Genomic DNA, 22,485 nt, shown 5'->3' with positions numbered 1-22,485 from the left:
CGGAGTGTCAGTCGAAATCATCGTTGACTGACACTCCGTCTTCGCGAGCAAGCCCGCTCCCACAGTGGTTTGTGGTGTTCAGAAACCCGAGATCAGCCCCTCCGATCCAGCAGATTCACCACCACCCGATCCACCCATCCCCACACCCGCTGCTTGACCCGCCGCCACAGCGGCCGACGCCTCCATTCTTCCAGGCTGACTTGCTGGCTCAGGGCGAAGTCATGCTCGAAGCTCGCCGCTACCGCTCGGGTCAATCCGGGGTCCAGTGCTTCCAGGTTGGCTTCCAGGTTGAAGCGCAGGTTCCAGTGATCGAAGTTGCACGAACCGATGCTCACCCAGTCGTCGATCAGGACCATTTTCAGGTGCAGGAAACACGGCTGGTATTCGTAGATCTCCACCCCGGCCCTGAGCAGTCGCGGGTAGTAGCGATGCCCGGCATAGCGCACGGAGGGGTGATCGGTACGCGGGCCGGTCAGCAGCAGGCGCACATCCACGCCGCGGGCAGCCGCCCGGCGCAGGGAACGGCGCACTTTCCAGGTCGGCAGAAAGTACGGCGTGGCCAGCCAGATCCGTCGGTGACCACTGTTCAGGGCGCGCACCAGCGATTGCAGAATGTCCCGGTGTTGACGGGCATCGGCATAGGCCACCCGGCCCATACCCTCGCCACTGGCCGGTACACGAGGTAAGCGCGGCAAGCCGAAATGCGAGGCCGGTCGCCAGGCGCGACGATGGCGGTTGGCGATCCACTGGCGGTCGAACAGCAGCTGCCAATCGAGCACCAGCGGGCCGGTGATTTCCACCATCACTTCGTGCCATTCGCTGACGTCTTCGCCCGGCGTCCAGAACTCATCGGTGACGCCCGTGCCCCCGACCACGGCCAGACTCTGGTCCACCAGCAACAATTTACGGTGGTCGCGGTAGAAGTTGCCGACCCAGCGCCGCCAGCTCAGACGATTGTAGAAACGCAGCTCCACCCCGGCGGCCATCAGCCGCTGGCGCAAGGCCAGGGTGAAGGCGAGGCTGCCGTAATCATCGAACAGGCAGCGCACCCGCACACCGCGCTCGGCGGCCTGCACCAATGCCTGGACCATGGCTTCAGCGCAGGCGCCCGCCTCCACCAGATACAGCTCCAGCTCCACCTGTTCTTCAGCCCGGGCAATCGCCACCAGCATGCGCGGGAAAAACTGCGGGCCATCGATCAGCAGTTCGAAGTGGTTGCCTTCGCGCCAGGGAAAAATCGCTCCGGCCATGTCAACGCGCCGTGAAAATCAGCACCGCACCCACCGGCACCGAAAGACTGATGGCCGAGAGGCCGGCCATTTTGCGCAACGTTTCCAGACCCGGTGCCAGATCGAAATCCTCGGCGTTGATCACCAGTGGTTCGAGGGTCACCACCTGGAAGCGCCGGTCATCGAGACGGGTGGCCAGCAGTTCGGCCTGGTATTGGTGTTGTTTGCCGTGCAGGTCGACCATCAGCGGCAGGCGCAATTCCAGCTGCGCACCGGGAGCGAGGTCGTTGATCGGGCGCAGATCGATTTTCGTGGTGATCAAGGCGTCGGGGAACCGCTCGACCTGGAACAGCTCCTTGCGCATACGCTCATCGCGCAACGGGACGCCGCTGTTGATCGACTCCAGTTCGACTTCCACCTGCGCCAGCCCCTGGGGATCGACCTTGCCGTGCAGCACCAAAAAGCGCTGCACTTCGGAAACATTGGCGTTTTTGGTGCTGACAAACGACAGGCGTGAAGATTCGCCATCGAGGTACCAGTCGGCGCGGGCCGACAATGCAGCACCCGTCAGCAGCAGAAAAACGAGGGATCGGAGGGCGGAGCGCTTGAACATAGAGACTCGTAAGGCAGAGAAACCTGTGCTGAACCTTAACCGGCCTGCCACAGGTTGCAAGAAATGTGTTGCCTTGAGTCTCTAAACCGCCACAAGTTCCAAATCAGGCCATCGCCTGCTGCACATCGCCAATGGTCGTGGCCAGGCTGTTGAGGTGCAGGTTGAGTACTCGCTCCACCGGCGCCTGATCCATCGGCCAGTGCAGCGCCATGCTGCCGACCAGGCGGCCATCGGTGCGGATCGGCAGGGCCACCGCGCGAATCAGGAACGGCAGGCGCACCGGATATTCCCAGTAACCCTCGGTGCGCTGGCCGAAGCCTTGATGCAATGCCTGCTCAGTGGTGCTGAACAGGGACTCGTCCGTCATTCGCTCACGGCTGGCCAGACGCTCCACTTCATGGCTGTCCAGCTCGCCAAGGCAGGCCCGCCCCATGGCCGAATGGAACAGGCTGGCGTGCTGGCCGACGATCTGGCAGTTGTTCGGGTATCGCTTGCGCAGCACCGTGGGGATCGCGCTTTCCATGACTTCGATCCGCTCGCCGTCAAAGCACGACAGGTCCGCCACCAACCCGGTGCGCTCACTCAACGCCAGCAACAGCGGCGCGGCGTTTTCCACCAGACGCCGCTTGAAGCGCTGCTGGCTGTCACCAAACAGGCGCTTGGCGCACAAGCGATAACGCCGGTCGCTCAGGCCGCGATAGATCCAGCCCTGCTCCTGCAAGGTCAGCAACATGCGCGACACCGTGGCCTTGGGCAGGCTCGTCAGGTAATGCAACTCCTCCAGCCCCAAAGCCTGATGCTCACCCAGCAACTCGACAATCGCCAGGGCGCGCTCGACGGAACGCACGCTACCGGTTTCTGCCTTGCTCTCCATAGGTTCGATCTCCCTAAGCGCAGATGGATGATCACTTTGCGCAGCAAGATGCGGGCCTGTCCGCTGGGCTCATGCATTTTGCAGACAACCGGGCGGGCAGCGCTTGACCCATTGAGTCAACTGCTCATGGGCATACGCCAGTTGTAAAACCGCAAGGTCAGCCTGAGCCCGCCCCATGATTTGCAGGCCCATCGGCAGTCCGGCGGGGTTGAATCCCACCGGCACACTCATGCTCGGCAACCCGGCCAGGGTCGGCCCGATCACCACTTCCATCCAGCGGTGGTAGGTGTCCATGGCGTGCCCGCCAACAACGCGCGGCCAAGGGGTTTGTGCATCAAAAGGAAACACTTGGGCGGTGGGCAACAACAGGAAGTCGTAACGATCGAACAATTCGTTCAGCGCTCGATACCACTCGCTGCGACTGACCGAGGCCTGATAGACATCCGCCGCCGTCAGACGCAACCCGCCCTCGACTTCCCATCGGGCTTCGGGTTTGAGGTGTTCGCGCTTTTGCGCATCGGCATACAACCCGCCGAGGCTGCCTTGCACCAGCCAGTGGCGATGCACCAGCCAGGTTTGCCACAGGCGCTCCATTGAGAAATCCGGCTGGCAGGCCTCGACCTTGCAACCCAGTGCGGCGAAGTCCTGCAACGCCGATTCACACAGGCTCATGACGCCGGGCTCCATCGGCAGGTAGCCGTTGTAGTCCCCCAGCCAGCCGAGCCGCACGTCCCTGAAATCCTGCTGCAACGACTGGTGAAATATCCCCGGATCTTCAGTCAGCGACAACGGCACGCGCGGATCGTACCCGGCCTGGGTGCCGAGCAAACGGGCAACATCGGTGACCGTGCGGCCCATCGGTCCTTCGGTGGCCAGTTGCTGGATGAACATCTCAGGTCCGGGCCCGAACGGCACACGCCCCTGGGACGGACGCAATCCATAGACGTTGTTGAACGCCGCCGGATTGCGCAGCGAACCCATCATGTCGCTGCCGTCGGCCACCGGCAGCATGCGCAACGCCAGCGCCACCGCCGCCCCGCCACTGCTGCCACCGGCAATCAAGGTCGGATCGTAGGCGTTGGTGGTGGTGCCGAACACGCTGTTGTAGGTTTGCGAGCCGAGGCCGAACTCCGGGACGTTGCTCTTGCCGATGATGATCGCCCCGCAGTCGCGCACCCGCGCCACGCTGATGACGTCGTATTGCGGAACCTGCTCGGCGAACAGCGGTGAGCCCATCGTGGTGCGCAAACCGGCGGTGGCCGCCAGGTCTTTGACCGCCTGCGGCATGCCGTGCATCCAGCCTCGGGACTGGCCCCGGTCGAGTTGGCGATCACACTCGTCGGCCTCTGCCAGCAATGCCTCGGCCGGGCGCAGGGACACCAGCGCATTGACCTGTGGATTGAAGCGTTCGATCTGCGCCAGATACGCCTGCATCACCTCGCGACAGGACACCTGCCGCCCATGAATGGCCTGGGACAGCGCATCGGCGTCCATTTCAACAATCGGATTGCTGCTCAAGGTTTCACCCCAAGATTGAGTTCAACGGATCTTTTTGCCCGTGGTGTTTCTTGCATGCAGTAGGTGCCGAGCAACGTCAGCAAGCAGGCGAACAACACGTAGAACGATGGCGCCACTGGAGTCGCCAGGACCTTGCTCAGCCAAGTGACGATCAGCGGCGCGAACCCGCCGAAGACCATGACGGCGACGTTGTAAGCCACCGACACACCGGTGGAACGCACTTCGATGGGGAACTGCTCGGCCAGCGCGGTCGGAGCCGGGCCGAAGAAACCGCCGATCGCACTGCACAGCAACAGTTGCATCACCAGCAAACGCTCCACCGATGGCGCCGCCGCTACCCACACGTACAAGGGATAAACCATCAGGAAAAACGCCAGGGTGAAGGCCATCAACACCGGACGCCGGCCGAGTCGGTCCGACAGTGCGCCAGACAACGGAATGATCACGGTCATCAGCGCCACCGCGAGCATTTGCACCAGCAACACCTGATCCAGCGGCAGGCCGAGATTCTTGTGGGCAAAGGTTGGCATGTTCACCAGCACCACGTAGAACGACACGGTCGCGCCACAGGCCAGGCCCATGGACACCAGAATGCTGCGCCTGTGTTCGCGGAGCACTTGCATCAGGCTTGGGCTCGCGCCTTTGGCCTGTTTGCGTGCTTCGAGAAACGCCTCCGGTTCCTCCATGTGCTTGCGAATCCACAGCCCGACCGGGCCGATCAGCAAACCCAGCACAAACGGAATCCGCCAGCCCCAGCTCTCCAGTGCCTCAGGGGACAGCAGGTGGGTGAACAATGCGACCATCGCCGCCCCGGAGAACACCGCCAGGCATTGCCCGACCAATTGCCACGAGCCGTACAAGCCCTTGCGGTGCGCCGGTGCGCTTTCCACCAGGAACGCCGTGGCGCTGGCGTATTCGCCGCCCGTGGCGAAGCCTTGCAGCATCCGCGCAACCACGATCAACAGTGGCGCACCCATGCCGATAGCGGCGTAGTTCGGTGCAAACGCAATCAGTGCGATGGAGACAGTCATCAGGCGAATGATCATCTGCATCGCCGCCTTGCGCCCTTTGCGGTCCGAATACATCCCCAGCAGGATGCCGCCCACCGGACGCATGAAGAAGCCGACGCCGAAAGTCGCCAGAGCCATCAGCAAGGAGGCGTATTCGTCGTCAGAGGGGAAAAACTGCCGGGCGATGATGCTGGCCAGAAAGCCGTAAACGATGAAGTCATACCATTCCAGCGCGTTGCCGATAACCGCGGCGACCACCTGCCGGGTGCGCGAAACGCCTGTGCTCGAAGTCTGCATGGGGGAACTCTCCAAAAACCTGTTGGGTAACGGCGGGCACGGCAGCGCGCACCCGGTCCGGCGGCAGTAGAAAGTGAGGAAATCAGGCTGGCTTGAGCCAGCTCTCGGTCAGTGCGCCCCAGTACGCGGCACCGGTCAGCAGGATGTCGTCGTTGAAGTCATACGCGGGGTTGTGGACCATCGGCCGCGACACGCCATTGCCGATGAACAGGTAGGCGCCGGGGCAACGTTGCAGCATCCAGGCGAAGTCTTCGCTGCCCATGAGTTTGGGGGTATTGCCATCGACCGCATCGGCACCGACCAGATCAACGCCGACTTGCCTGGCGAATTCGGTTTCGGCTGCATGGTTGACCAGCACCGGGTAGGCCGGACGATGTTCGATGCGCGAACTGCAACCGAAACTCCGGGCCTGGGCTTCGATGATTGCGCGCACGCGTTCGAGGGTCTGTTCGCGCACTTGGGCATTCAGTGCCCGCAAGCTCAGGCGCAGGATTGCCTGTTGTGGAATGACGTTGGCCGCCTCCCCCGCCTGCAACGCGCCCACCGTGACCACCGCCGCCTGTTGCGCATCGATGTTGCGCGCGACCACGGTCTGCAGGGCCATGACCACGCTTGCCGCCGCCACCAGCGGATCGACCGCCAGATGCGGCATCGAACCGTGGCCGCCGACACCTTCGATGGTCACGTTAAGCAAATCCTGCGAGGCCATCATCGGCCCCTCACGAAAACCCAAATGGCCGGCGGGTAGCCCCGGCATGTTGTGCATGCCGAACAGCGCATCGCAGGGGAAACGTTCGAGCAGGCCATCGGCAAGCATCGCTTCGGCACCGCCCTGGCCCTCTTCGGCAGGCTGGAAAATCAACGTCAGGGTGCCGTCGAACTGGCGTGTCGCCGCCAGGTAGCGCGCCGCGCCCAGCAGCATCGTGGTGTGGCCGTCATGCCCACAGGCGTGCATGCAACCCTGATGCTGGCTGCTGTAGGTTACGCCGGTGTTCTCGATGATCGGCAGCGCATCCATGTCCGCCCGCAAACCGAGTCTGCGCGGGCTACTGCCATTACGCAGCACGCCGACTACACCGGTCTTGCCGATGCCGGTGTGCACCTCATAGCCCCAATCCGCCAGGGATTTGGCCACCAGCGCCGAGGTGCGGTTTTCCTCGAAGCCGAGTTCCGGGTGGGCGTGAATGTCCTGGCGGGTGGCGTGCAGATCGCTGGCCACGTCGTTGAGCCAGGCAAGGATGTGCTGATATCGGATCATGACGATTGTCCTCGGGCCGGGTGTAGTCCCGTTCTTGTTGTTCGCAGTGATTTCGCGACACGTCAAAGGCAGGTCGCGCTCACCGCCAGATAACCGCGAGTCGCGCGCCAGGACAATCGAATGTGGTTCCACAGAGTGGAACCTGAAGGGATATCAGGGCTGCAAGCGGCAGCCCTGGCGCTCGCTGACCCACACCGCGCCGTTGCTGCGGCCCATGCCGCTGACCGTGACACGCTTGCCGGCCGGGTCATCGGTAAAGCCGCTGGCGGGCAGCCACTGTTTCACATAACCGTGGCAGTACTCGGTGTCATTGTTCATCACGTAGCGGCACGAACAGTATTCCTTGGCGGTGTAGGCGCTGATGATGCCGGGGAACGCCCACAGCGCCTCACGCTCGTGCCAGATCCAGCCGAGCAAGGCAATCAGTGCAATCAGCAATAGCGAACTGACCGGTCGACGACGGATGAACCCGGTCATGGCTGCACCTTCCCGGCAAAGGCCTTGAGCGCGAGCCTGAGCAATTCGTTATGCCGGTAACTGCCGTCGCGGTCATCGCCGTAGCGGACGATCACCAGCTGTTCACTGGGGATCACATACATCGCCTGTCCCCAATGACCCAGAGCAGCGAAGGTATCGGCGGGGGCATCGGGCCAGGGTCTTGCGGCGCCCTCTACGGCTCGATTGAGCCACCACTGGCCGCCGGGGACGGCATCGTCTTCATGGGCATGATAGTGAGCGAACGGCTCGCGGTTGAACGCCACCCAGTCCTTTGGCAGCAGTTGCCTGTCTCCCCAGCGCCCCTCGCGGGCCATCAACAGACCGACCCGGGCCAGATCCCGTGCCGTCAGGTAGGCATAGGACGACGCGACAAACGTGCCGGTGGCATCGGTTTCCCAAACGGCGTGGCGAATGCCCAGCGGTTCGAACACTGCAGTCCATGGATAGTCGGGATAGCGGTCGGGGCCGACAATGGTTTTCAGCGCGGCGGACAACAGGTTGCTGTCACCGCTGGAGTAACGAAAGGCCTGACCCGGCGCGGCGTACGCAGCATGCGCCGCAGTGAACCCGGCCATGTCGTGGCGCCCGCGGGTGTAGAGCATGGCCACCACCGAAGATTTCAGCGGTGCGTATTCGTAGTCCTCCTGCCAGTCCAGGCCCGAGGCCCAGTGCAGCAAGTCGGCCATGGTCATGTCGGGATGTTTTTGCAGGGGCGGATAAAACTTCGCCACAGGGTCGTCGAGCTTGAACAAGCCTTCGCCGTAGGCCACACCGAGGACGGCGGCCATCAGGCTCTTGCTGATCGACCAGGTCAGGTGCGGAGTCTCGGCCGTCGTCGGGCCGGCGTAGCGTTCGTAGATCAACTGGCCGTCGCGGATCACCAACAAGGCATCGGTGCGGATGCCCTGGCGAGTGCTGTCATCGCGGGACGGAAAGGCGTAGGCCTCCAAAGCTTGAAGCGCCGGGCCGGTCGGCGTCGGGGCGGTCGGCCATTGCTCGGCGGGCCAGTTTTCAGCCTGGGCCGTGAGGCTGAGCAACAGCAGGAAAATCAGGGACAAGCCTTTGGACATGGCGGGGGCTCGGAGATTGAACCTGCTGAGCCTAGTCGAGGTTGATGACAGTTCAGAAGTTCATGTTGTCAATCAGGCCGCCATCGCGAGCAAGCTTGCTCCCACAGGGATCTCACTCACACCAAAGATCCATTGTGGGAGCGGGCTTGCTCGCGAAGGGGCCAGTCAATTCAACGAAGATTCCGCCAATGCCTTGGCCAACCTCTTCCCCCGCGCCCCTCCCGCCAACTCCATCACCGCCTGATCCCGCTGCCACATAGCCGCCCACTCTTGAGGCCCTTCAGCCAACGCCTCATTCACCTCAGCCTTGAGCCCTTCGAACTGCGCAAACAATCCGCCAAGCAACACATGCCCGGCCGGATGGGTCGGTGGCTGGCGACTGGTTTCCGCACATCCGGCCAACACCGCCAGCAAACGTAGTTGCAAGCCTTGCGGCCAATCGCATTCCTGACCGACCCCATACAGCCACGCCGTCATGGCGCTCAGTACATAGATGTCTTCCAGCGTGCGAAACGGTTTGACGTATGCATCCCAGCCGTCCCCGGCGAGCAATTCGCACAAGGCATTATCCAGAAACAACCGGCCGTGGCTGATATCTGGCATCAACGGGATCGGCGCCAGTTTTTCCACCCGCACGCCCGGTTCATCGCGATAGATCACCGCCAGGCTCAAGCGCGGGTCGGCGCCGGGCTCCTCGCAGCGTGCGGCCACCAGCAACCAGTCGGCGGCATCGCCCGCAGTGACGAAATCCTTGCGTCCGCTCAGACGCAAACCGCTCAGGCGGGTTTGCATGTCGGCCGGTCGCAGGCTGCGCTGTTCCGTGGCGCACAAGGCGCCGAGGCTCAATGGCGCGCTCGGCCAGAGCATGCGCAATGCCGCCTGATACCCCATCAGAAACGCCAGCCCCGGCGTTGCCATCAGCCGCCCGCCCAGCACGGCCAATTCAAACGGTGTGACCGTGCCCAACTGCTGCAACAAAGTCGCGAAACCTTCGGCCAGGTCCGGGTTGGCGGGCAAGCGATCACGGCGGTTCAACAGGGTTTGCCAGGGCATAAGAGGCTCCTCGTGGGCTGTCATATAAGCATCACCAAAGCTTAATGGCGATGACACCGGGGCTACATAGCCTGACTTTGCACAACACGGCTAGACAAAGAAAGTCGATTCGCTGTAGCCCAAAGACGGGTGAGCAGCCCGCACGGAGATTCGCCATGACTCAGATCGCCCGCATCAGCGACACCGCCAACGAACGCCGCCTGCAAGCCGAACGCCTGGTGGGCGCCGAGGCACTGCAGGAAGCCCAGGCCTTGCGTTTCAACGTGTTCAGCGGCGAATTCAACGCCAAGCTCAAGGGTGCTGAACGGGGTCTGGACATGGATGACTACGACGTTCACTGCGCCCACATCGGCGTGCGTGACCTGAACACCGGGCGCCTGGTGGCGACCACCCGCTTGCTCGACCACACGGCTGCCAGCAGCCTGGGCAAATTCTACAGCGAAGAAGAATTCAGCCTCCACGGTCTGGTGCACCTGCAAGGCCCGATCCTGGAAATCGGTCGCACCTGCGTCGACCCGGCCTACCGCAACGGCGGCACCATCGCCGTGCTCTGGGGCGAACTGGCCGAAGTCCTGAACCAGGGCGGCTACAGCTACCTGATGGGTTGCGCGAGCATTCCGATGCAGGATGGCGGCGTACAGGCCCACGCGATCATGCAGCGTCTGCGCGAACGCTACCTGTGCACCGAACACCTGCGCGCCGAGCCGAAAAACCCGCTGCCAAGCCTGGACATCCCGTCCAACGTGATTGCCGAGATGCCACCGCTGCTCAAGGCTTACATGCGCCTGGGCGCGAAGATCTGCGGCGAGCCTTGCTGGGACGAAGACTTCCAGGTCGCCGACGTATTCATCCTGCTCAAGCGCGATGAACTTTGCCCGCGCTACGCCAAACACTTCAAGGCGGCTGTGTAATGAGCCGGTTGCGGGTGTACGCGCGAATCGCGCGAGTGCTGATGGTGGTGACGCTGGGCCTGGGCATGGCCAGTGTGTTCGGCGTGTTCGAACGCCTGGGCCTGGCCCATTCGATGGCCCGCCGTCAGCGCTGGTCGCGCTTTTTCATGGCCCGCCTGGGCAACGCCCTGCCCTTTGACGTGACCGTCCACGGCGAGCTGCCGAAGACACCGATGCTCTGGGTCAGCAACCATGTGTCCTGGACCGATATTCCGCTGCTGGGCATGCTCACGCCGCTGTCGTTCCTGTCCAAGGCCGAAGTGCGCACCTGGCCGGTGGCCGGCTGGTTGGCGGCCAAAGCCGGCAGCCTGTTCATCCGTCGCGGCTCGGGTGACAGCCAGTTGATCCGCAAGCAGATGACCCGCCATCTGGAACAGGCCTACCCATTGCTGATGTTCCCGGAAGGCACCACCACCGATGGCCGTTCGCTGCGCACCTTCCATGGTCGCCTGCTGTCCGCCGCCATCGACTCCGAAGTGGCGCTGCAGCCGGTGGCGATCCGTTATGTGCGTGACGACCAGCCTTGCGCGCTGGCACCGTTCATTGGCGACGATGATCTGCTCTCGCACCTGATGCGTCTGTTCGCCAATGACCGTGGCGGCGTGGAGATTCATCTGCTCAAGCCAATCGCCTGTGAAGGTCGGGAGCGCGCGGCACTGGCGTTCGAGGCGCAGCAGGCGGTGCAGAAGGCGTTGTTTGGGACTGTCGTTGAACCTCAGCGAGCACCGATGCGTCCTGCTATCGCAGCATAAACACAGATCCCATGTGGGAGCGGGCTTGCTCGCGAAGGCGTAGTGTCAGCCGATATCAATGTCGCCTGACACTACGCCTTCGCGAGCAAGTCGGAGCGCCGAACCGCCGCTCCCACAGGGGTTTTAGGGTGTTGGATAGTTCCGCGCAAAATCCTGCAACTGCGGATAGAACAACCGAAAGTCCTCGCTCAACGGTTCATACAACCGTCGCAACTCCTGCATCGCCGCCGCCAGTTCCTCCGGCCGGGTCAGGCGCCGCGAGATCCCGCGCAACACCTGCTCCAGCACTTCAAATTCCTGATACGAGCCCAACCAGTCATTGGCCACCATGTGCGGCGCAATTTTCGCCAGCCGCTCCGGCAGTTGCCGCTCGCTGGACAGCACGCGATACACGTCCGAGGTGAACAGCTCCAGCGGCCGGTCGGCATACAGCCTCCAGTCCCGGGCCAGGCAATGATCGAAAAACACGTCGAGCACGATCCCCGCATAGCGACGACGGGTCAGGGAGAAACGCGACAACGCGACATCCACCTGCGGATGGCGATCGGTGAACACGTCGATGCTGCGGTGCAACTGGATGGCCCCTTCGATGTCCGGAGCGAACTGCCCTTGCAGCCGCCCCTTGACGAAATCGCCATACAGACTGCCGAGCAATTGGCCGGGACGCTGGCCACCGAGGTGAAGATGTGCGAGATAGTTCATGGGCGCAGCTTAGCACTGCCCCCTTGTCTTGTTACACTCAACGTATCGTTATAACTCGATATACCGAAATGTGAGCGGGTCAGAGCCAAATCATATTTGTATATCGCGAAATACCGATTTAAAGTTCGCCTCATCGCGATATAGCGTTTTAAACATCACGAGCCCACATCATGACCATCAATCTCGACGAAATAATAAAAGCCCTGGCACACCCAGTACGGCGAGAAATCCTGCACTGGCTCAAGGACCCGACCGTCGAATTTCCCGACCAGTCCCACAGCAACGAACACGGCGTTTGCGCCGGGCAGATCGATCAACGTTGCGGCCTGTCGCAGTCCACGGTGTCGGCACACCTGGCGACCCTGCAACGCGCCGGCCTGATCAGCAGCCGCAAAGTCGGCCAGTGGCATTTTTTCAAACGCAATGAGGAAACCATTCAGGAGTTCCTCAAAACCTTCAGTAAAGAGCTCTGACCCTGTGGGGGCGTTCTCAATTGGTTTTCACAAAACGCCGGGAAAACCAATTGAGAGCGCCCCCCCACGTCAGTCAGCCGAAAAGGAATCAGACATGCCCCTCTCGCTACTCATCCTGGCCTTGAGTGCCTTCGCCATCGGCACCACCGAGTTCGTCATCATGGGCCTGCTGCCCAACGTGGCGGCTGACCTCGGTGTGTCGATTCCCGGTGCCGGCTGGCTGGTGACCGGTTACGCCCTGGGCGTGGCCATCGGCGCGCCGTTCATGGCGCTGGCCACCGCCAGGCTGCCGCGCAAGGCCGCCCTGGTGGCGTTGATGGGCATCTTCATTATCGGCAACCTGCTCTGCGCAGTGGCCGGCGACTACAACGTGCTGATGTTTGCCCGTGTGGTCACCGCCCTGTGCCACGGTGCCTTCTTCGGCATCGGTTCGGTGGTGGCTGCCGGCCTGGTGCCTGCGAACAAACGTGCCTCGGCCGTGGCCCTGATGTTCACCGGCCTGACCCTGGCCAACGTCCTCGGCGTACCGCTAGGCACCGCCCTCGGTCAGGAAGCCGGCTGGCGTTCGACCTTCTGGGCCGTGACCGTGATTGGTGTGATTGCGCTGATCGGTCTGATCCGCTTCCTGCCGGCCAAGCGCGATGAAGAAAAACTCGACATGCGCGCCGAACTGGCCGCGCTCAAGGGCGCTGGCATCTGGCTGTCCCTGAGCATGACGGCACTGTTCGCCGCGTCGGTGTTCACCCTGTTCACCTACGTCGCACCGCTGCTGGGCGAAGTCACTGGGGTCTCGCCCCGTGGCGTGACCTGGACCCTGATGCTCATCGGCCTGGGCCTGACGGTGGGCAACATCATCGGCGGCAAGCTGGCCGACAAAGGCATGGCCGCGACCCTGATCGGTGTGTTCGTGACCATGGCCGTGGTGTCCACCGTGCTGACCTGGACCAGCGTCGCGCTGATCCCGACCGAAATCACCCTGTTCCTCTGGGCCACCGCGTGCTTCGCCGCCGTACCGGCGCTGCAAGTGAACGTGGTGACCTTCGGCAAAGCCGCACCGAACCTGGTGTCGACCCTGAACATCGGCGCTTTCAACATCGGCAACGCCCTGGGTGCCTGGGTCGGCGGCAGTGTGATCGCCCACGGCTTCGGCCTGACCAGCGTGCCGCTCGCGGCAGCCGTACTGGCGGTACTCGCCCTGCTGGTGACCCTGATTACTTTCCGCCAGAGCGGCAATCCCGATCTGGCTCCTGCTACCCACTAATCACCTGAAACCTCACGAGGGTTGTACTTCATGACGACTATTTTCGATCCAATCAAACTGGGCGACCTCGAGCTGGCCAACCGCATCATCATGGCACCGCTGACCCGCTGCCGCGCCGACGAAGGCCGCGTACCTAATGCGCTGATGGCCGAGTACTACGTGCAGCGTGCGTCCGCCGGGTTGATCCTCAGCGAGGCCACTTCGGTGACACCGATGGGCGTCGGCTACCCGGACACCCCGGGCATCTGGTCCAACGATCAGGTACGTGGCTGGTCCAACGTGACCAAGGCCATTCATGGCGCGGGCGGCAAGATCTTCCTGCAGTTGTGGCACGTGGGTCGTATTTCCCACGGTTTGTACCTGAACGATGAAGCCCCGGTCGCCCCGAGTGCCATCCAGCCCAAGGGCCACGTCAGCCTGGTTCGTCCGCTGGCCGACTTCCCGGTGCCGCGCGCCCTGGAAACCGCTGAAATCGCTGACATCGTCGACGCTTACCGCGTCGGTGCCGAGAACGCCAAGGCCGCCGGCTTCGACGGTGTGGAAATCCACGCCGCCAACGGATACCTGCTCGACCAATTCCTGCAAAGCAGCACCAACCAGCGCACCGACAACTATGGCGGCTCCCTGGAAAACCGTGCCCGCCTGCTGTTGGAAGTGACTGACGCCGCCATCGAAGTCTGGGGCGCCGGCCGTGTAGGTGTGCACCTGTCGCCACGCGCTGACCTGCATGACATGGGCGACGACAACCTGGCCGAAACCTTCACCTACGTTGCTAGCGAATTGGGCAAGCGTGGCATCGCCTTCATCTGCTCGCGCGAGAAAGAAGGTGCCGACAGCCTCGGCCCACAACTCAAGGAAGCCTTCGGCGGCCCCTACATTGCCAACGAGCGTTTCACCAAGGACAGCGCCAACGCGTTGCTCACCAGCGGCAAGGCCGATGCAGTCGCCTTCGGCGTACCCTTCATTGCCAACCCTGACCTGCCGGCACGCTTGAAGGCCGATGCACCGCTTAACGAAGCACGCCCGGAGCTGTTCTATGCCAAGGGCCCGGTTGGTTACATCGACTATCCAACATTGTAAGACTGCGCAAACTCAAAAAGCCCGGCGTTTCGGACGCCGGGCTTTTTTTGCTTTAAATAAGCTAAAACCCGCTTGCCAGACTTAAACCCCTGACAACTTACCTGCCATTCAAACCAGTATCACACCCACACCCACACCCACTTGCATACAAACTTACAACTAAAACCCAGACAAACTCAAAAAAACAATTTAATACTTCACAACGCCTCGTCACAACATATCGAGCGCTATGGAAAGCCCCTAAAAAACTTTAAAGGATTAACAGCATGGACAACAACGGCCCGATACATGCGCCCCAAATCATTGCACAAACAGAATATGAATCTGGAGATTTCAGCTTTTCTGCCTCAGCCAGCACATTCCCTGAAAAGTACACCGTAATGACCATCAACATCTCCAACAACACAAATGGCCCGATCCGGCTCTTGAAAGCAGGCTGGGATTTGACCGGAACGTCGCTGTCAGACTTCGAAATCGAAATGAACGATGAGCAAACTCTCGAACTTCCATACTTTCGGGACTTCTCCAGTAATGGAATTCATTACAAAAAAAGGAAGTTCCCTCCGATCCTGCAAGAGTTCTCTTACATCACCGAAGATGGATTAATTTGCACGTTAGCTATTCAGCTGACAGTTTCAGTGGGTTACGGATTCCTGCATCCAACCCTGAATCCAATCTGGACAAAAACAATAACGCGATCCGGAAACAGCAGCAGCCCATATAAAGTCACGGCCAACATCGCGAAAAAGAATGAAGAGGCGCCCTTCAGTTTTAGCGTCGACCTGATAGTCGGTTAATATCGATCAGACAAAAAATACGCCGATGAAAAAATGTATCAGACCAGCTTACTGATGTCTTTTTTCGCCACATTCCAGACCCCGACTCGCAAAGCCGGGGTTCTTTTTCACGAGCGGTGGTATCCGTTCGAAGTTCATGCCCCATGCAAGCTCGATACAAAATCCCTACAAATTATGTAGCTTGATAGCTGTCAACCTGACACGAGCCCATATATAAAAGCACCCCATTACAAAAAGGCGCATGAGGCAAAATGATCCTCGGGGGGATTTCAACGGTTGACTTGCCGGGAGCCAGTTTTTCATTTTGTTTCATTTGCGCAGGCTGGGGCTCAAGCGCAGCATGTCCAGCCCGGTATCGACCCATCGTTCCGCTTCGGTGTGCAATTCAAAACTGTCGGGGGCCAGCAACCACTGGTACAGGATGCCGTCAATATAGGCATGCAAGCTGATCGCGGCGCGAGCGGTGTCGAGGTTTTCCGGCAACTGCCCTCGATTGACGGCATTGCTCAGGGCCAGACCGATTCGCACGTTGCATTCGAGGCTGGCTGACACACGCTGTTGGCGCAGATCGCACATTTCATCGGTGAATTCGCACTTATGAAAAAGAATCTCATTGATGCGTCGGGTTTTCGGGTCCAGCGCAATTTGATGAAACAAATGAATCAGCAGCTTGCGCATGCAGCCCAGGGGATCGAGTTCGTCTTCACTCTCGCTGGCCTTGGCCATTTCTTCCAGCGGCTCATGCAAGGTGTCGAGCATGGCCTGCACCAGATCCGCCTTGTTGCTGAAATGCCAGTAAATGGCCCCACGAGTGACGCCGGCCAGGGTGGCGATATCCGCCAGGGTCGTACGCGCCACGCCTCGCTCGTAAAAGGCCTTTTCGGCCGCCACGAGAATTTGCGCGCGGGTTTCCTGAGCTTCCTCTTTGGTACGACGGACCATGGCAGTACAACCTCAATCAGGGTGCTTCAGCGATGTCTGAACATCAGCTGAATAAAAGTGGGGCGAACGTTCTGGGGGTTCGTCCCCGGCCTACAATTCCAGCCTTTCAACGGCTTGTGTAACGGGCTTTGTAACGACCTTGATACGCAGCCTGGGTATTTACAAACAACCATGTACGTAAGTATATTACTTAGCAAGCTACTTATCCACTCGGCAACCATATTTCAACCTTCCACCTTTCTAGTGCGCACGTTGCGCGCCTGACCCGAGGATTTTCATGCAATTCAAGCCAGCTGTTACCGCTCTGGTCGCCGCCGTCGCCCTGGCATCGCTACTCAGCGGATGCAAAAAGGAAGAGGCTGCGCCGGCCGCCCCACCGCCTCAGGTCGGCGTCGTGACTCTGCAACCGCAATCATTCACCCTGACCTCCGATCTGCCTGGCCGTACCAGTGCGTTCCGCATTGCCGAAGTCCGTCCTCAGGTCAACGGCATCATTCTCAAGCGCCTGTTCAAGGAAGGCAGCGACGTCAAGGCCGGCCAGCAGCTCTATCAGATCGATCCGTCGGTCTATGAAGCGACATTGAAAAGCGCCGAAGCCAACCTGCGCTCGACCAAGTCGATTTCCGACCGCTACAAGCAACTGGTCGACGAGCAGGCTGTAAGCCGTCAGGAATACGACACCGCCGTGGCCAATCGCCTGCAATCGGAAGCCGCACTGCAAACGGCACAGATCAACGTGCGCTACACCAAGGTCTATGCCCCGCTGACCGGCCGCATCGGCCGCTCCTCGGTGACCGAAGGCGCGCTGGTCAGCAATGCCCAAGTCGATGCGATGGCGGTGATTCAGCAAATCGACCCGATCTACGTCGACGTGACGCAGTCTTCGGTCGAGCTGTTGCAACTGCGCCGCGAGCTGGAAAGCGGTCGCCTGCAAAAAGCCGGCGACAACGCAGCCTCGGTCAAGCTGACCCTGGAAGACGGCAGCGAGTACAAGCTGGACGGCAAGCTGGAGTTCTCCGAAATCTCGGTTGACCAGACCACCGGTTCCGTCACCCTGCGCGCCATTTTCCCGAACCCTGACCACACCCTTCTGCCGGGCATGTTCGTGCACGCCAAGTTGCTGGCCGGTGTGAACAGCGCGGCGATTCTGGCCCCGCAACAAGGCGTGACCCGCGACCTCAAGGGTACCCCGACCGCTCTGGTTGTCGGCCCGGACAACAAGGTCGAACTGCGTCAACTCAAGGCCAACCGCACCGTCGGCAACCAGTGGCTGATCGAAGATGGCCTGAAGGCCGGCGATCGCCTGATCACCGAAGGTCTGCAATTCGTCAAACCCGGCATCGAAGTCAAGGCCAGTGAAGCGACCAACGTAGCCGTAAAGAGCCCGGCCCCCGCTCAGACAGCTGATAAAGCCTCTGGCGGAAAAGGGGAGTAAACCATGTCGAGATTTTTTATCGACCGTCCGATTTTCGCCTGGGTGATTGCCCTGGTGATCATGTTGGTCGGGGCACTATCGATCCTGCGGTTGCCGATCAACCAGTACCCGAGCATTGCGCCTCCGGCGATCGCCATTTCCGTGACTTACCCGGGTGCTTCGGCACAAACGGTACAGGACACCGTGGTTCAGGTGATCGAGCAACAGCTCAACGGTATCGACAACCTGCGTTATGTCTCGTCGGAAAGTAACTCCGACGGCACCATGACCATTACCGCGACCTTCGAGCAAGGCACCAACTCCGATACCGCGCAGGTTCAGGTGCAGAACAAGCTGAACCTGGCCACCCCGCTGCTGCCGCAGGAAGTGCAACAGCAAGGTATCCGCGTCACCAAGGCGGTGAAGAACTTCCTGCTGGTGATCGGCGTGGTGTCCCGTGACGGCAGCATGACCAAGGACGACTTGTCCAACTACATCGTGTCGAACATGCAAGACCCGATCTCGCGGACCGCCGGTGTCGGTGACTTCCAGGTGTTCGGTTCGCAGTACGCCATGCGTATCTGGCTCGACCCGGCCAAGTTGAACAACTACAACCTGACCCCGATCGACGTCAAGACCGCCATCGCGGCGCAAAACGTCCAGGTCTCGTCCGGTCAGCTCGGCGGCCTGCCTGCCCTGCCCGGCACCCAGTTGAACGCGACGATCATCGGCAAGACCCGCCTGCAGACCGCGGAGCAATTCGACAAGATCCTGCTCAAGGTCAACAAGGACGGATCCCAGGTTCGCCTCAAAGATGTTGCCGAAGTCGGCCTGGGGGGTGAGAACTACAGCATCAACGCCCAGTTCAACGGCGCCCCGGCTTCCGGCCTGGCGGTGAAACTGGCCACCGGTGCCAACGCGCTCGATACCGCCAAGGCCCTGCGCACGACCATCGACAGCCTCAAGCCGTTCTTCCCGCAAGGGATGGAAGTGGTGTTCCCGTACGACACCACGCCGGTGGTGACCGAGTCGATCAAAGGTGTGGTTCACACCCTGGTCGAAGCGATCGCGCTGGTGTTCCTGGTGATGTTCCTGTTCCTGCAAAACTTCCGCGCCACCGTGATCACCACGATGACCGTGCCGGTGGTATTGCTCGGTACATTCGGGATCCTCGCGGCCGCCGGTTTCAGCATCAACACCCTGACCATGTTCGGTATGGTGCTGGCCATCGGCTTGCTGGTGGACGACGCCATCGTCGTGGTGGAAAACGTCGAACGGGTGATGAGCGAAGAAGGCCTGTCACCGAAGGAAGCCACCAAGAAGTCCATGGGTCAGATCCAGGGCGCACTGGTCGGTATCGCCCTGGTGCTGTCGGCGGTTCTGCTGCCAATGGCGTTCTTCAGCGGTTCCACCGGTGTGATCTACAAGCAGTTCTCGATCACCATCGTTTCGGCCATGGCCCTGTCGGTACTGGTTGCGCTGATCTTCACCCCGGCGCTTTGCGCCACCATGCTCAAGCCGATTCCGAAAGGCGAGCACGGCGTACCCAAGCGCGGTTTCTTTGGCTGGTTCAACCGCAATTTCGACCGCGGCGTGCGCGGCTACGAACGTGGTGTCGGCAATATCCTGCAGCGCAAGATCCCGTACCTGCTGGCGTACCTGCTGATCGTGGTGGGCATGATCTGGCTGTTCACCCGCATTCCAACGGCGTTCCTGCCGGAAGAAGACCAGGGTGTATTGTTCGCCCAGGTGCAAACCCCGGCCGGCTCCACAGCCCAGCGTACCCAGGTGGTCGTGGATGAAATGCGTGAATTCCTGCTGCGCCCGGGCAAGGATGGCGGCGAAGGCGATGCGGTGAACTCGGTGTTTACCGTGACCGGTTTCAACTTCGCCGGCCGTGGCCAGAGTTCGGGTATGGCGTTCATCATGCTGCGTCCGTGGGACGAACGTAACGCCGACAACAACGTGTTCAAGGTGGCGGCCCGTGCCCAGCAGCACTTCTTCACCTTCCGCGATGCCATGGTGTTCGCCTTTGCACCACCGGCGGTACTGGAGTTGGGTAACGCCACCGGTTTCGACGTGTTCCTGCAGGACCGCGCCGGTATCGGCCACGAAAAACTGATGGAAGCGCGCAACCAGTTCCTTGGCATGGCCGCACAAAGCAAGATCCTGTCTCAGGTGCGTCCGAACGGCCTGAACGACGAACCGCAATACCAACTGGAAATCGATGACGAGAAGGCCAGTGCCCTGGGCATTACGATCGCCGACATCAACAACACCCTGTCGATTGCCCTGGGCAGTAGCTACGTCAACGACTTCATCGACCGTGGTCGGGTGAAGAAGGTTTACGTGCAAGGCCAGCCAGGCTCTCGAATGGGCCCTGAAGACTTGCAGAAGTGGTACGTGCGCAACGCCCAGGGAACCATGGTGCCGTTCTCGGCATTCGCCAAGGGCGAGTGGATCTACGGTTCGCCGAAACTGGCCCGCTACAACGGCGTGGAAGCGATGGAAATCCTCGGCGCCCCGGCACCGGGTTACTCCACCGGTGAAGCCATGCTCGAAGTCGAAGCCATTGCCAGGAAACTGCCGGCCGGTGTCGGTATTTCCTGGACCGGCCTGTCGTACGAGGAACGTCTGTCCGGTTCGCAAGCGCCGGCGCTGTACGCCCTGTCGCTGCTGATGGTGTTCCTGTGCCTGGCGGCGCTGTATGAAAGCTGGTCGATTCCGATCGCGGTGATGTTGGTGGTGCCGCTGGGGATCATCGGTGCACTGATGGCCACCAGCCTGCGCGGTTTGTCCAACGACGTGTACTTCCAGGTAGGCCTGTTGACGACTATCGGTCTGGCGGCGAAAAACGCCATTCTGATTGTCGAATTTGCCAAGGAACTGCACGAACAGGGGCGTAGCCTGCGCGACGCGGCAATCGAAGCCTGCCGCATGCGTCTGCGACCGATCATCATGACCTCCCTCGCCTTCGTTCTGGGCGTGGTACCACTGGCGATATCCACGGGCGCAGGTTCGGGTAGCCAGCATGCGATCGGTACCGGCGTGATCGGCGGTATGATCACGGCCACTGTGCTGGCGATCTTCTGGGTCCCGCTGTTCTTCGTCACCGTGTCGTCCATTGGCCAGCGTAAGATTGCCGACCAGGATGACGCTACTGAAACTCCTAAAGAGGCTGGCTAATGAGCAAGTCGCTACTCTCCCTGGCAGTCGCCGCCTTCGTGCTCGGTGGCTGCTCGCTGATACCTGATTATCAGCAGCCCGAAGCACCGGTGGCGGGGCAATACCCGCAGGGCCCGGCGTATTCGCCGGCCCAGGCACCGGCGCAAGCCGCTGCCGAGCAGGGCTGGAAGCAGTTTTTCCACGACCCGGCGCTGCAACAGCTGATCCAGGTCGCCCTGGAAAACAACCGTGACCTGCGTGTCGCGGCCCTGAACATCGACGCCTTTGCGGCTCAGTACCGCATCTCCCGTGCCGATCTGTTCCCGGCCGTTTCGGCCAACGGCACCGGCAGCCGTCAGCGCCTTCCGGCTAACGCGTCGCAGACCGGCGAAGCCGGCATCACCAGTTCCTACTCGGCAACGGTTGGCGTCAACGCCTACGAACTCGACCTGTTCGGTCGGGTTCGCAGCCTGAACGAGGAAGCGTTGCAGAAGTACTTCGCCACCGAAGAAGGCCGGCGCAGCACGCAGCTCAGCCTGGTGGCCAGCGTCGCCAACGCCTACCTGACCTGGCAGGCCGACAAGGAACTGCTGAAAGTCACCCAGGACACCCTCGCCGCGTTCGAGGAGAGCTACAAGCTCACCGCGCGCAGCAACGAAGTGGGTGTCGCCTCGGCCCTGGACCTGGCGCAGTCGCGGACCTCGGTGGAAAACGCCCGTGCGCAACTGGCCCGTTACACCCGCCAGGTCGCCCAGGATGAAAACAGCCTGGTACTGCTGTTGGGTACCGGCGTCCCGGCCAACCTGCCAGCGGCCAAACCGTTGAACGACGATCTGTTGGCCGAAGTACCGGCCGGCCTGCCGTCGGACTTGCTGCAACGTCGTCCGGACATCCTCCAGGCCGAGCACAACCTCAAGGCGGCCAACGCCAACATCGGCGCGGCACGGGCAGCGTTCTTCCCGAGCATCAGCCTGACCGCCAACGCCGGGACCCTGAGCCCGGACCTGTCCGGCCTGTTCAAGGGCGGTTCGGGTACCTGGCTGTTCCAGCCGCAGATCAACCTGCCGATCTTCAACGCCGGCAGCCTGCGCGCCAGCCTGGATTACTCGAAGATCCAGAAAGACATTGGTGTGGCGAACTACGAGAAGTCCATTCAAACGGCCTTCCAGGAAGTCGCCGACGGCCTGGCCGCACGCGGGACCTATACCGACCAGGTACAGGCACAGCGTAATCTGGTCAGCGCCAACCAGGACTACTACCGCCTGGCCGAGCGTCGTTATCGCATCGGTGTCGACAGCAACCTGACGTTCCTCGATGCCCAGCGTCAGCTGTTCAACTCCGAACAGAATCTGATCACCGATCGCCTGGCGCAGCTGATCAGTCAGGTCAACCTGTACAAGGCACTGGGTGGTGGCTGGAACGAACAGACGGCGAAGAACGAGCCGTTGAAGGAAGAAGCGCCGAAGATGAAGATGTTCTGATCTGGCAATACGAAAAAACCCACGCCATTGAGCTATATGTGCTCCATG

20 protein-coding genes are annotated in these 22,485 nt (G+C 61.2%); 9 read left to right on the top strand and 11 right to left on the bottom strand.

The genetic code is table 11. The features are described from left to right. Positions 1–92: 92 nt before the first annotated feature. From AC3WN7_RS15910 to AC3WN7_RS15870, 9 genes are all read right to left on the bottom strand, one after another. Positions 93–1,250 (bottom strand): phospholipase D-like domain-containing protein, encoded by a 1,158-nt coding sequence (locus tag AC3WN7_RS15910; RefSeq protein WP_102674203.1) that lies wholly within the window; start codon positions 1,248–1,250, stop codon positions 93–95. Between the two features lies 1 nt (position 1,251). After that, positions 1,252–1,842, bottom strand: coding sequence for a YceI family protein (locus tag AC3WN7_RS15905; RefSeq protein WP_095965124.1), 591 nt, complete (start codon positions 1,840–1,842; stop codon positions 1,252–1,254). Positions 1,843–1,945: 103 nt separating this feature from the next. Beyond that, entirely contained in the window at positions 1,946–2,716 is a 771-nt protein-coding gene (locus AC3WN7_RS15900) for an IclR family transcriptional regulator (protein WP_008000154.1), read from the bottom strand. Positions 2,717–2,785: 69 nt separating this feature from the next. Continuing rightward, complete coding sequence (locus AC3WN7_RS15895) at positions 2,786–4,234, bottom strand: amidase (protein ID WP_256585664.1); 1,449 nt, start codon at positions 4,232–4,234, stop codon at positions 2,786–2,788. Next, positions 4,231–5,541, bottom strand: coding sequence for a citrate-proton symporter (locus AC3WN7_RS15890; RefSeq protein ID WP_102674201.1), 1,311 nt, complete (start codon positions 5,539–5,541; stop codon positions 4,231–4,233). Before AC3WN7_RS15890 ends, AC3WN7_RS15895 begins: the two co-directional genes overlap by 4 nt. An 82-nt stretch (positions 5,542–5,623) precedes the next feature. Next, the gene (locus AC3WN7_RS15885) at positions 5,624–6,799 is read right to left on the bottom strand and encodes a M20 aminoacylase family protein (protein WP_095965121.1); all 1,176 of its coding nucleotides are present in this window, start codon (positions 6,797–6,799) and stop codon (positions 5,624–5,626) included. A 153-nt stretch (positions 6,800–6,952) separates the two neighbouring features. After that, positions 6,953–7,276, bottom strand: a complete 324-nt coding sequence (locus AC3WN7_RS15880; protein ID WP_095965120.1) for an amidase — start codon at positions 7,274–7,276, stop codon at positions 6,953–6,955. Then, the gene (locus AC3WN7_RS15875) at positions 7,273–8,367 is read right to left on the bottom strand and encodes a serine hydrolase domain-containing protein (protein ID WP_102674200.1); all 1,095 of its coding nucleotides are present in this window, start codon (positions 8,365–8,367) and stop codon (positions 7,273–7,275) included. The genes AC3WN7_RS15880 and AC3WN7_RS15875 overlap by 4 nt, the downstream gene beginning before the upstream one ends. A 165-nt stretch (positions 8,368–8,532) precedes the next feature. Then, complete coding sequence (locus AC3WN7_RS15870) at positions 8,533–9,420, bottom strand: acyl-CoA dehydrogenase family protein (RefSeq protein WP_095965118.1); 888 nt, start codon at positions 9,418–9,420, stop codon at positions 8,533–8,535. 155 nt (positions 9,421–9,575) lie between these two features. On the opposite strand from AC3WN7_RS15870, the gene olsB reads away from it, so the two are divergent. Further along, the gene (gene olsB / locus AC3WN7_RS15865; protein ID WP_015093862.1) at positions 9,576–10,331 is read left to right on the top strand and encodes an L-ornithine N(alpha)-acyltransferase; all 756 of its coding nucleotides are present in this window, start codon (positions 9,576–9,578) and stop codon (positions 10,329–10,331) included. After that, positions 10,331–11,122 (top strand): lysophospholipid acyltransferase family protein, encoded by a 792-nt coding sequence (locus tag AC3WN7_RS15860; protein WP_102674199.1) that lies wholly within the window; start codon positions 10,331–10,333, stop codon positions 11,120–11,122. The genes olsB and AC3WN7_RS15860 overlap by 1 nt, the downstream gene beginning before the upstream one ends. Before the next feature lie 123 nt (positions 11,123–11,245). Here the strand turns inward: AC3WN7_RS15860 and AC3WN7_RS15855 are convergent, their stop codons facing one another. Further along, entirely contained in the window at positions 11,246–11,824 is a 579-nt protein-coding gene (locus AC3WN7_RS15855; RefSeq protein ID WP_095965116.1) for an acyl carrier protein phosphodiesterase, read from the bottom strand. Positions 11,825–11,994: 170 nt separating this feature from the next. Here AC3WN7_RS15855 and AC3WN7_RS15850 point away from each other — a divergent pair, with 170 nt between their 5' ends. From AC3WN7_RS15850 to AC3WN7_RS15835, 4 genes are all read left to right on the top strand, one after another. After that, entirely contained in the window at positions 11,995–12,297 is a 303-nt protein-coding gene (locus AC3WN7_RS15850) for an ArsR/SmtB family transcription factor (protein ID WP_007983055.1), read from the top strand. Positions 12,298–12,391: 94 nt separating this feature from the next. Continuing rightward, complete coding sequence (locus tag AC3WN7_RS15845; protein ID WP_007976713.1) at positions 12,392–13,558, top strand: MFS transporter; 1,167 nt, start codon at positions 12,392–12,394, stop codon at positions 13,556–13,558. 30 nt (positions 13,559–13,588) lie between these two features. Continuing rightward, positions 13,589–14,638 carry an alkene reductase gene (locus AC3WN7_RS15840; RefSeq protein ID WP_102674198.1) on the top strand — a complete coding sequence of 350 codons (1,050 nt, stop codon included), beginning with the start codon at positions 13,589–13,591 and terminating at the stop codon, positions 14,636–14,638. Positions 14,639–14,904: 266 nt separating this feature from the next. Continuing rightward, entirely contained in the window at positions 14,905–15,435 is a 531-nt protein-coding gene (locus AC3WN7_RS15835) for a hypothetical protein (RefSeq protein WP_102674197.1), read from the top strand. Positions 15,436–15,744: 309 nt separating this feature from the next. Here the strand turns inward: AC3WN7_RS15835 and emhR are convergent, their stop codons facing one another. Next, positions 15,745–16,377, bottom strand: a complete 633-nt coding sequence (gene emhR, locus AC3WN7_RS15830; RefSeq protein WP_015093857.1) for an efflux system transcriptional repressor EmhR — start codon at positions 16,375–16,377, stop codon at positions 15,745–15,747. 277 nt (positions 16,378–16,654) lie between these two features. On the opposite strand from emhR, the gene AC3WN7_RS15825 reads away from it, so the two are divergent. The 3 genes from AC3WN7_RS15825 to emhC are packed head-to-tail and all read left to right on the top strand — an operon-like array spanning position 16,655 to position 22,437. Continuing rightward, positions 16,655–17,812: an efflux RND transporter periplasmic adaptor subunit gene (locus AC3WN7_RS15825; protein ID WP_007976706.1), complete on the top strand. Its 1,158-nt coding sequence runs from the start codon at positions 16,655–16,657 to the stop codon at positions 17,810–17,812. A 3-nt stretch (positions 17,813–17,815) separates the two neighbouring features. After that, the gene (emhB, locus tag AC3WN7_RS15820) at positions 17,816–20,977 is read left to right on the top strand and encodes an efflux RND transporter permease subunit EmhB (protein WP_095965113.1); all 3,162 of its coding nucleotides are present in this window, start codon (positions 17,816–17,818) and stop codon (positions 20,975–20,977) included. Next, entirely contained in the window at positions 20,977–22,437 is a 1,461-nt protein-coding gene (emhC, locus tag AC3WN7_RS15815) for an efflux RND transporter outer membrane subunit EmhC (RefSeq protein ID WP_015093854.1), read from the top strand. The genes emhB and emhC overlap by 1 nt, the downstream gene beginning before the upstream one ends. The last annotated feature ends 48 nt before the right edge of the window (positions 22,438–22,485 follow it).

The organism is Pseudomonas sp. FW305-70 (assembly GCF_058783925.1).
The sequence above is the reverse complement of the archived record's forward strand: the minus strand, read 5'-3'. Positions and strand labels throughout refer to the sequence as shown.

Excerpts from the sequence above, each read along its gene's own strand:
- AC3WN7_RS15910 (WP_102674203.1), bottom strand. The coding sequence starts at position 1,250 with ATGGCCGGAGCGATTTTTCCCTGGCGCGAAGGCAACCACTTCGAACTG.
- AC3WN7_RS15905 (WP_095965124.1), bottom strand. The coding sequence starts at position 1,842 with ATGTTCAAGCGCTCCGCCCTCCGATCCCTCGTTTTTCTGCTGCTGACG.
- AC3WN7_RS15900 (WP_008000154.1), bottom strand. The coding sequence starts at position 2,716 with ATGGAGAGCAAGGCAGAAACCGGTAGCGTGCGTTCCGTCGAGCGCGCC.
- AC3WN7_RS15890 (WP_102674201.1), bottom strand. The coding sequence starts at position 5,541 with ATGCAGACTTCGAGCACAGGCGTTTCGCGCACCCGGCAGGTGGTCGCC.
- AC3WN7_RS15885 (WP_095965121.1), bottom strand. The coding sequence starts at position 6,799 with ATGATCCGATATCAGCACATCCTTGCCTGGCTCAACGACGTGGCCAGC.
- AC3WN7_RS15880 (WP_095965120.1), bottom strand. The coding sequence starts at position 7,276 with ATGACCGGGTTCATCCGTCGTCGACCGGTCAGTTCGCTATTGCTGATT.
- AC3WN7_RS15875 (WP_102674200.1), bottom strand. The coding sequence starts at position 8,367 with ATGTCCAAAGGCTTGTCCCTGATTTTCCTGCTGTTGCTCAGCCTCACG.
- AC3WN7_RS15870 (WP_095965118.1), bottom strand. The coding sequence starts at position 9,420 with ATGCCCTGGCAAACCCTGTTGAACCGCCGTGATCGCTTGCCCGCCAAC.
- olsB (WP_015093862.1), top strand. The coding sequence starts at position 9,576 with ATGACTCAGATCGCCCGCATCAGCGACACCGCCAACGAACGCCGCCTG.
- AC3WN7_RS15860 (WP_102674199.1), top strand. The coding sequence starts at position 10,331 with ATGAGCCGGTTGCGGGTGTACGCGCGAATCGCGCGAGTGCTGATGGTG.
- AC3WN7_RS15855 (WP_095965116.1), bottom strand. The coding sequence starts at position 11,824 with ATGAACTATCTCGCACATCTTCACCTCGGTGGCCAGCGTCCCGGCCAA.
- AC3WN7_RS15850 (WP_007983055.1), top strand. The coding sequence starts at position 11,995 with ATGACCATCAATCTCGACGAAATAATAAAAGCCCTGGCACACCCAGTA.
- AC3WN7_RS15845 (WP_007976713.1), top strand. The coding sequence starts at position 12,392 with ATGCCCCTCTCGCTACTCATCCTGGCCTTGAGTGCCTTCGCCATCGGC.
- AC3WN7_RS15840 (WP_102674198.1), top strand. The coding sequence starts at position 13,589 with ATGACGACTATTTTCGATCCAATCAAACTGGGCGACCTCGAGCTGGCC.
- AC3WN7_RS15835 (WP_102674197.1), top strand. The coding sequence starts at position 14,905 with ATGGACAACAACGGCCCGATACATGCGCCCCAAATCATTGCACAAACA.
- emhR (WP_015093857.1), bottom strand. The coding sequence starts at position 16,377 with ATGGTCCGTCGTACCAAAGAGGAAGCTCAGGAAACCCGCGCGCAAATT.
- AC3WN7_RS15825 (WP_007976706.1), top strand. The coding sequence starts at position 16,655 with ATGCAATTCAAGCCAGCTGTTACCGCTCTGGTCGCCGCCGTCGCCCTG.
- emhB (WP_095965113.1), top strand. The coding sequence starts at position 17,816 with ATGTCGAGATTTTTTATCGACCGTCCGATTTTCGCCTGGGTGATTGCC.
- emhC (WP_015093854.1), top strand. The coding sequence starts at position 20,977 with ATGAGCAAGTCGCTACTCTCCCTGGCAGTCGCCGCCTTCGTGCTCGGT.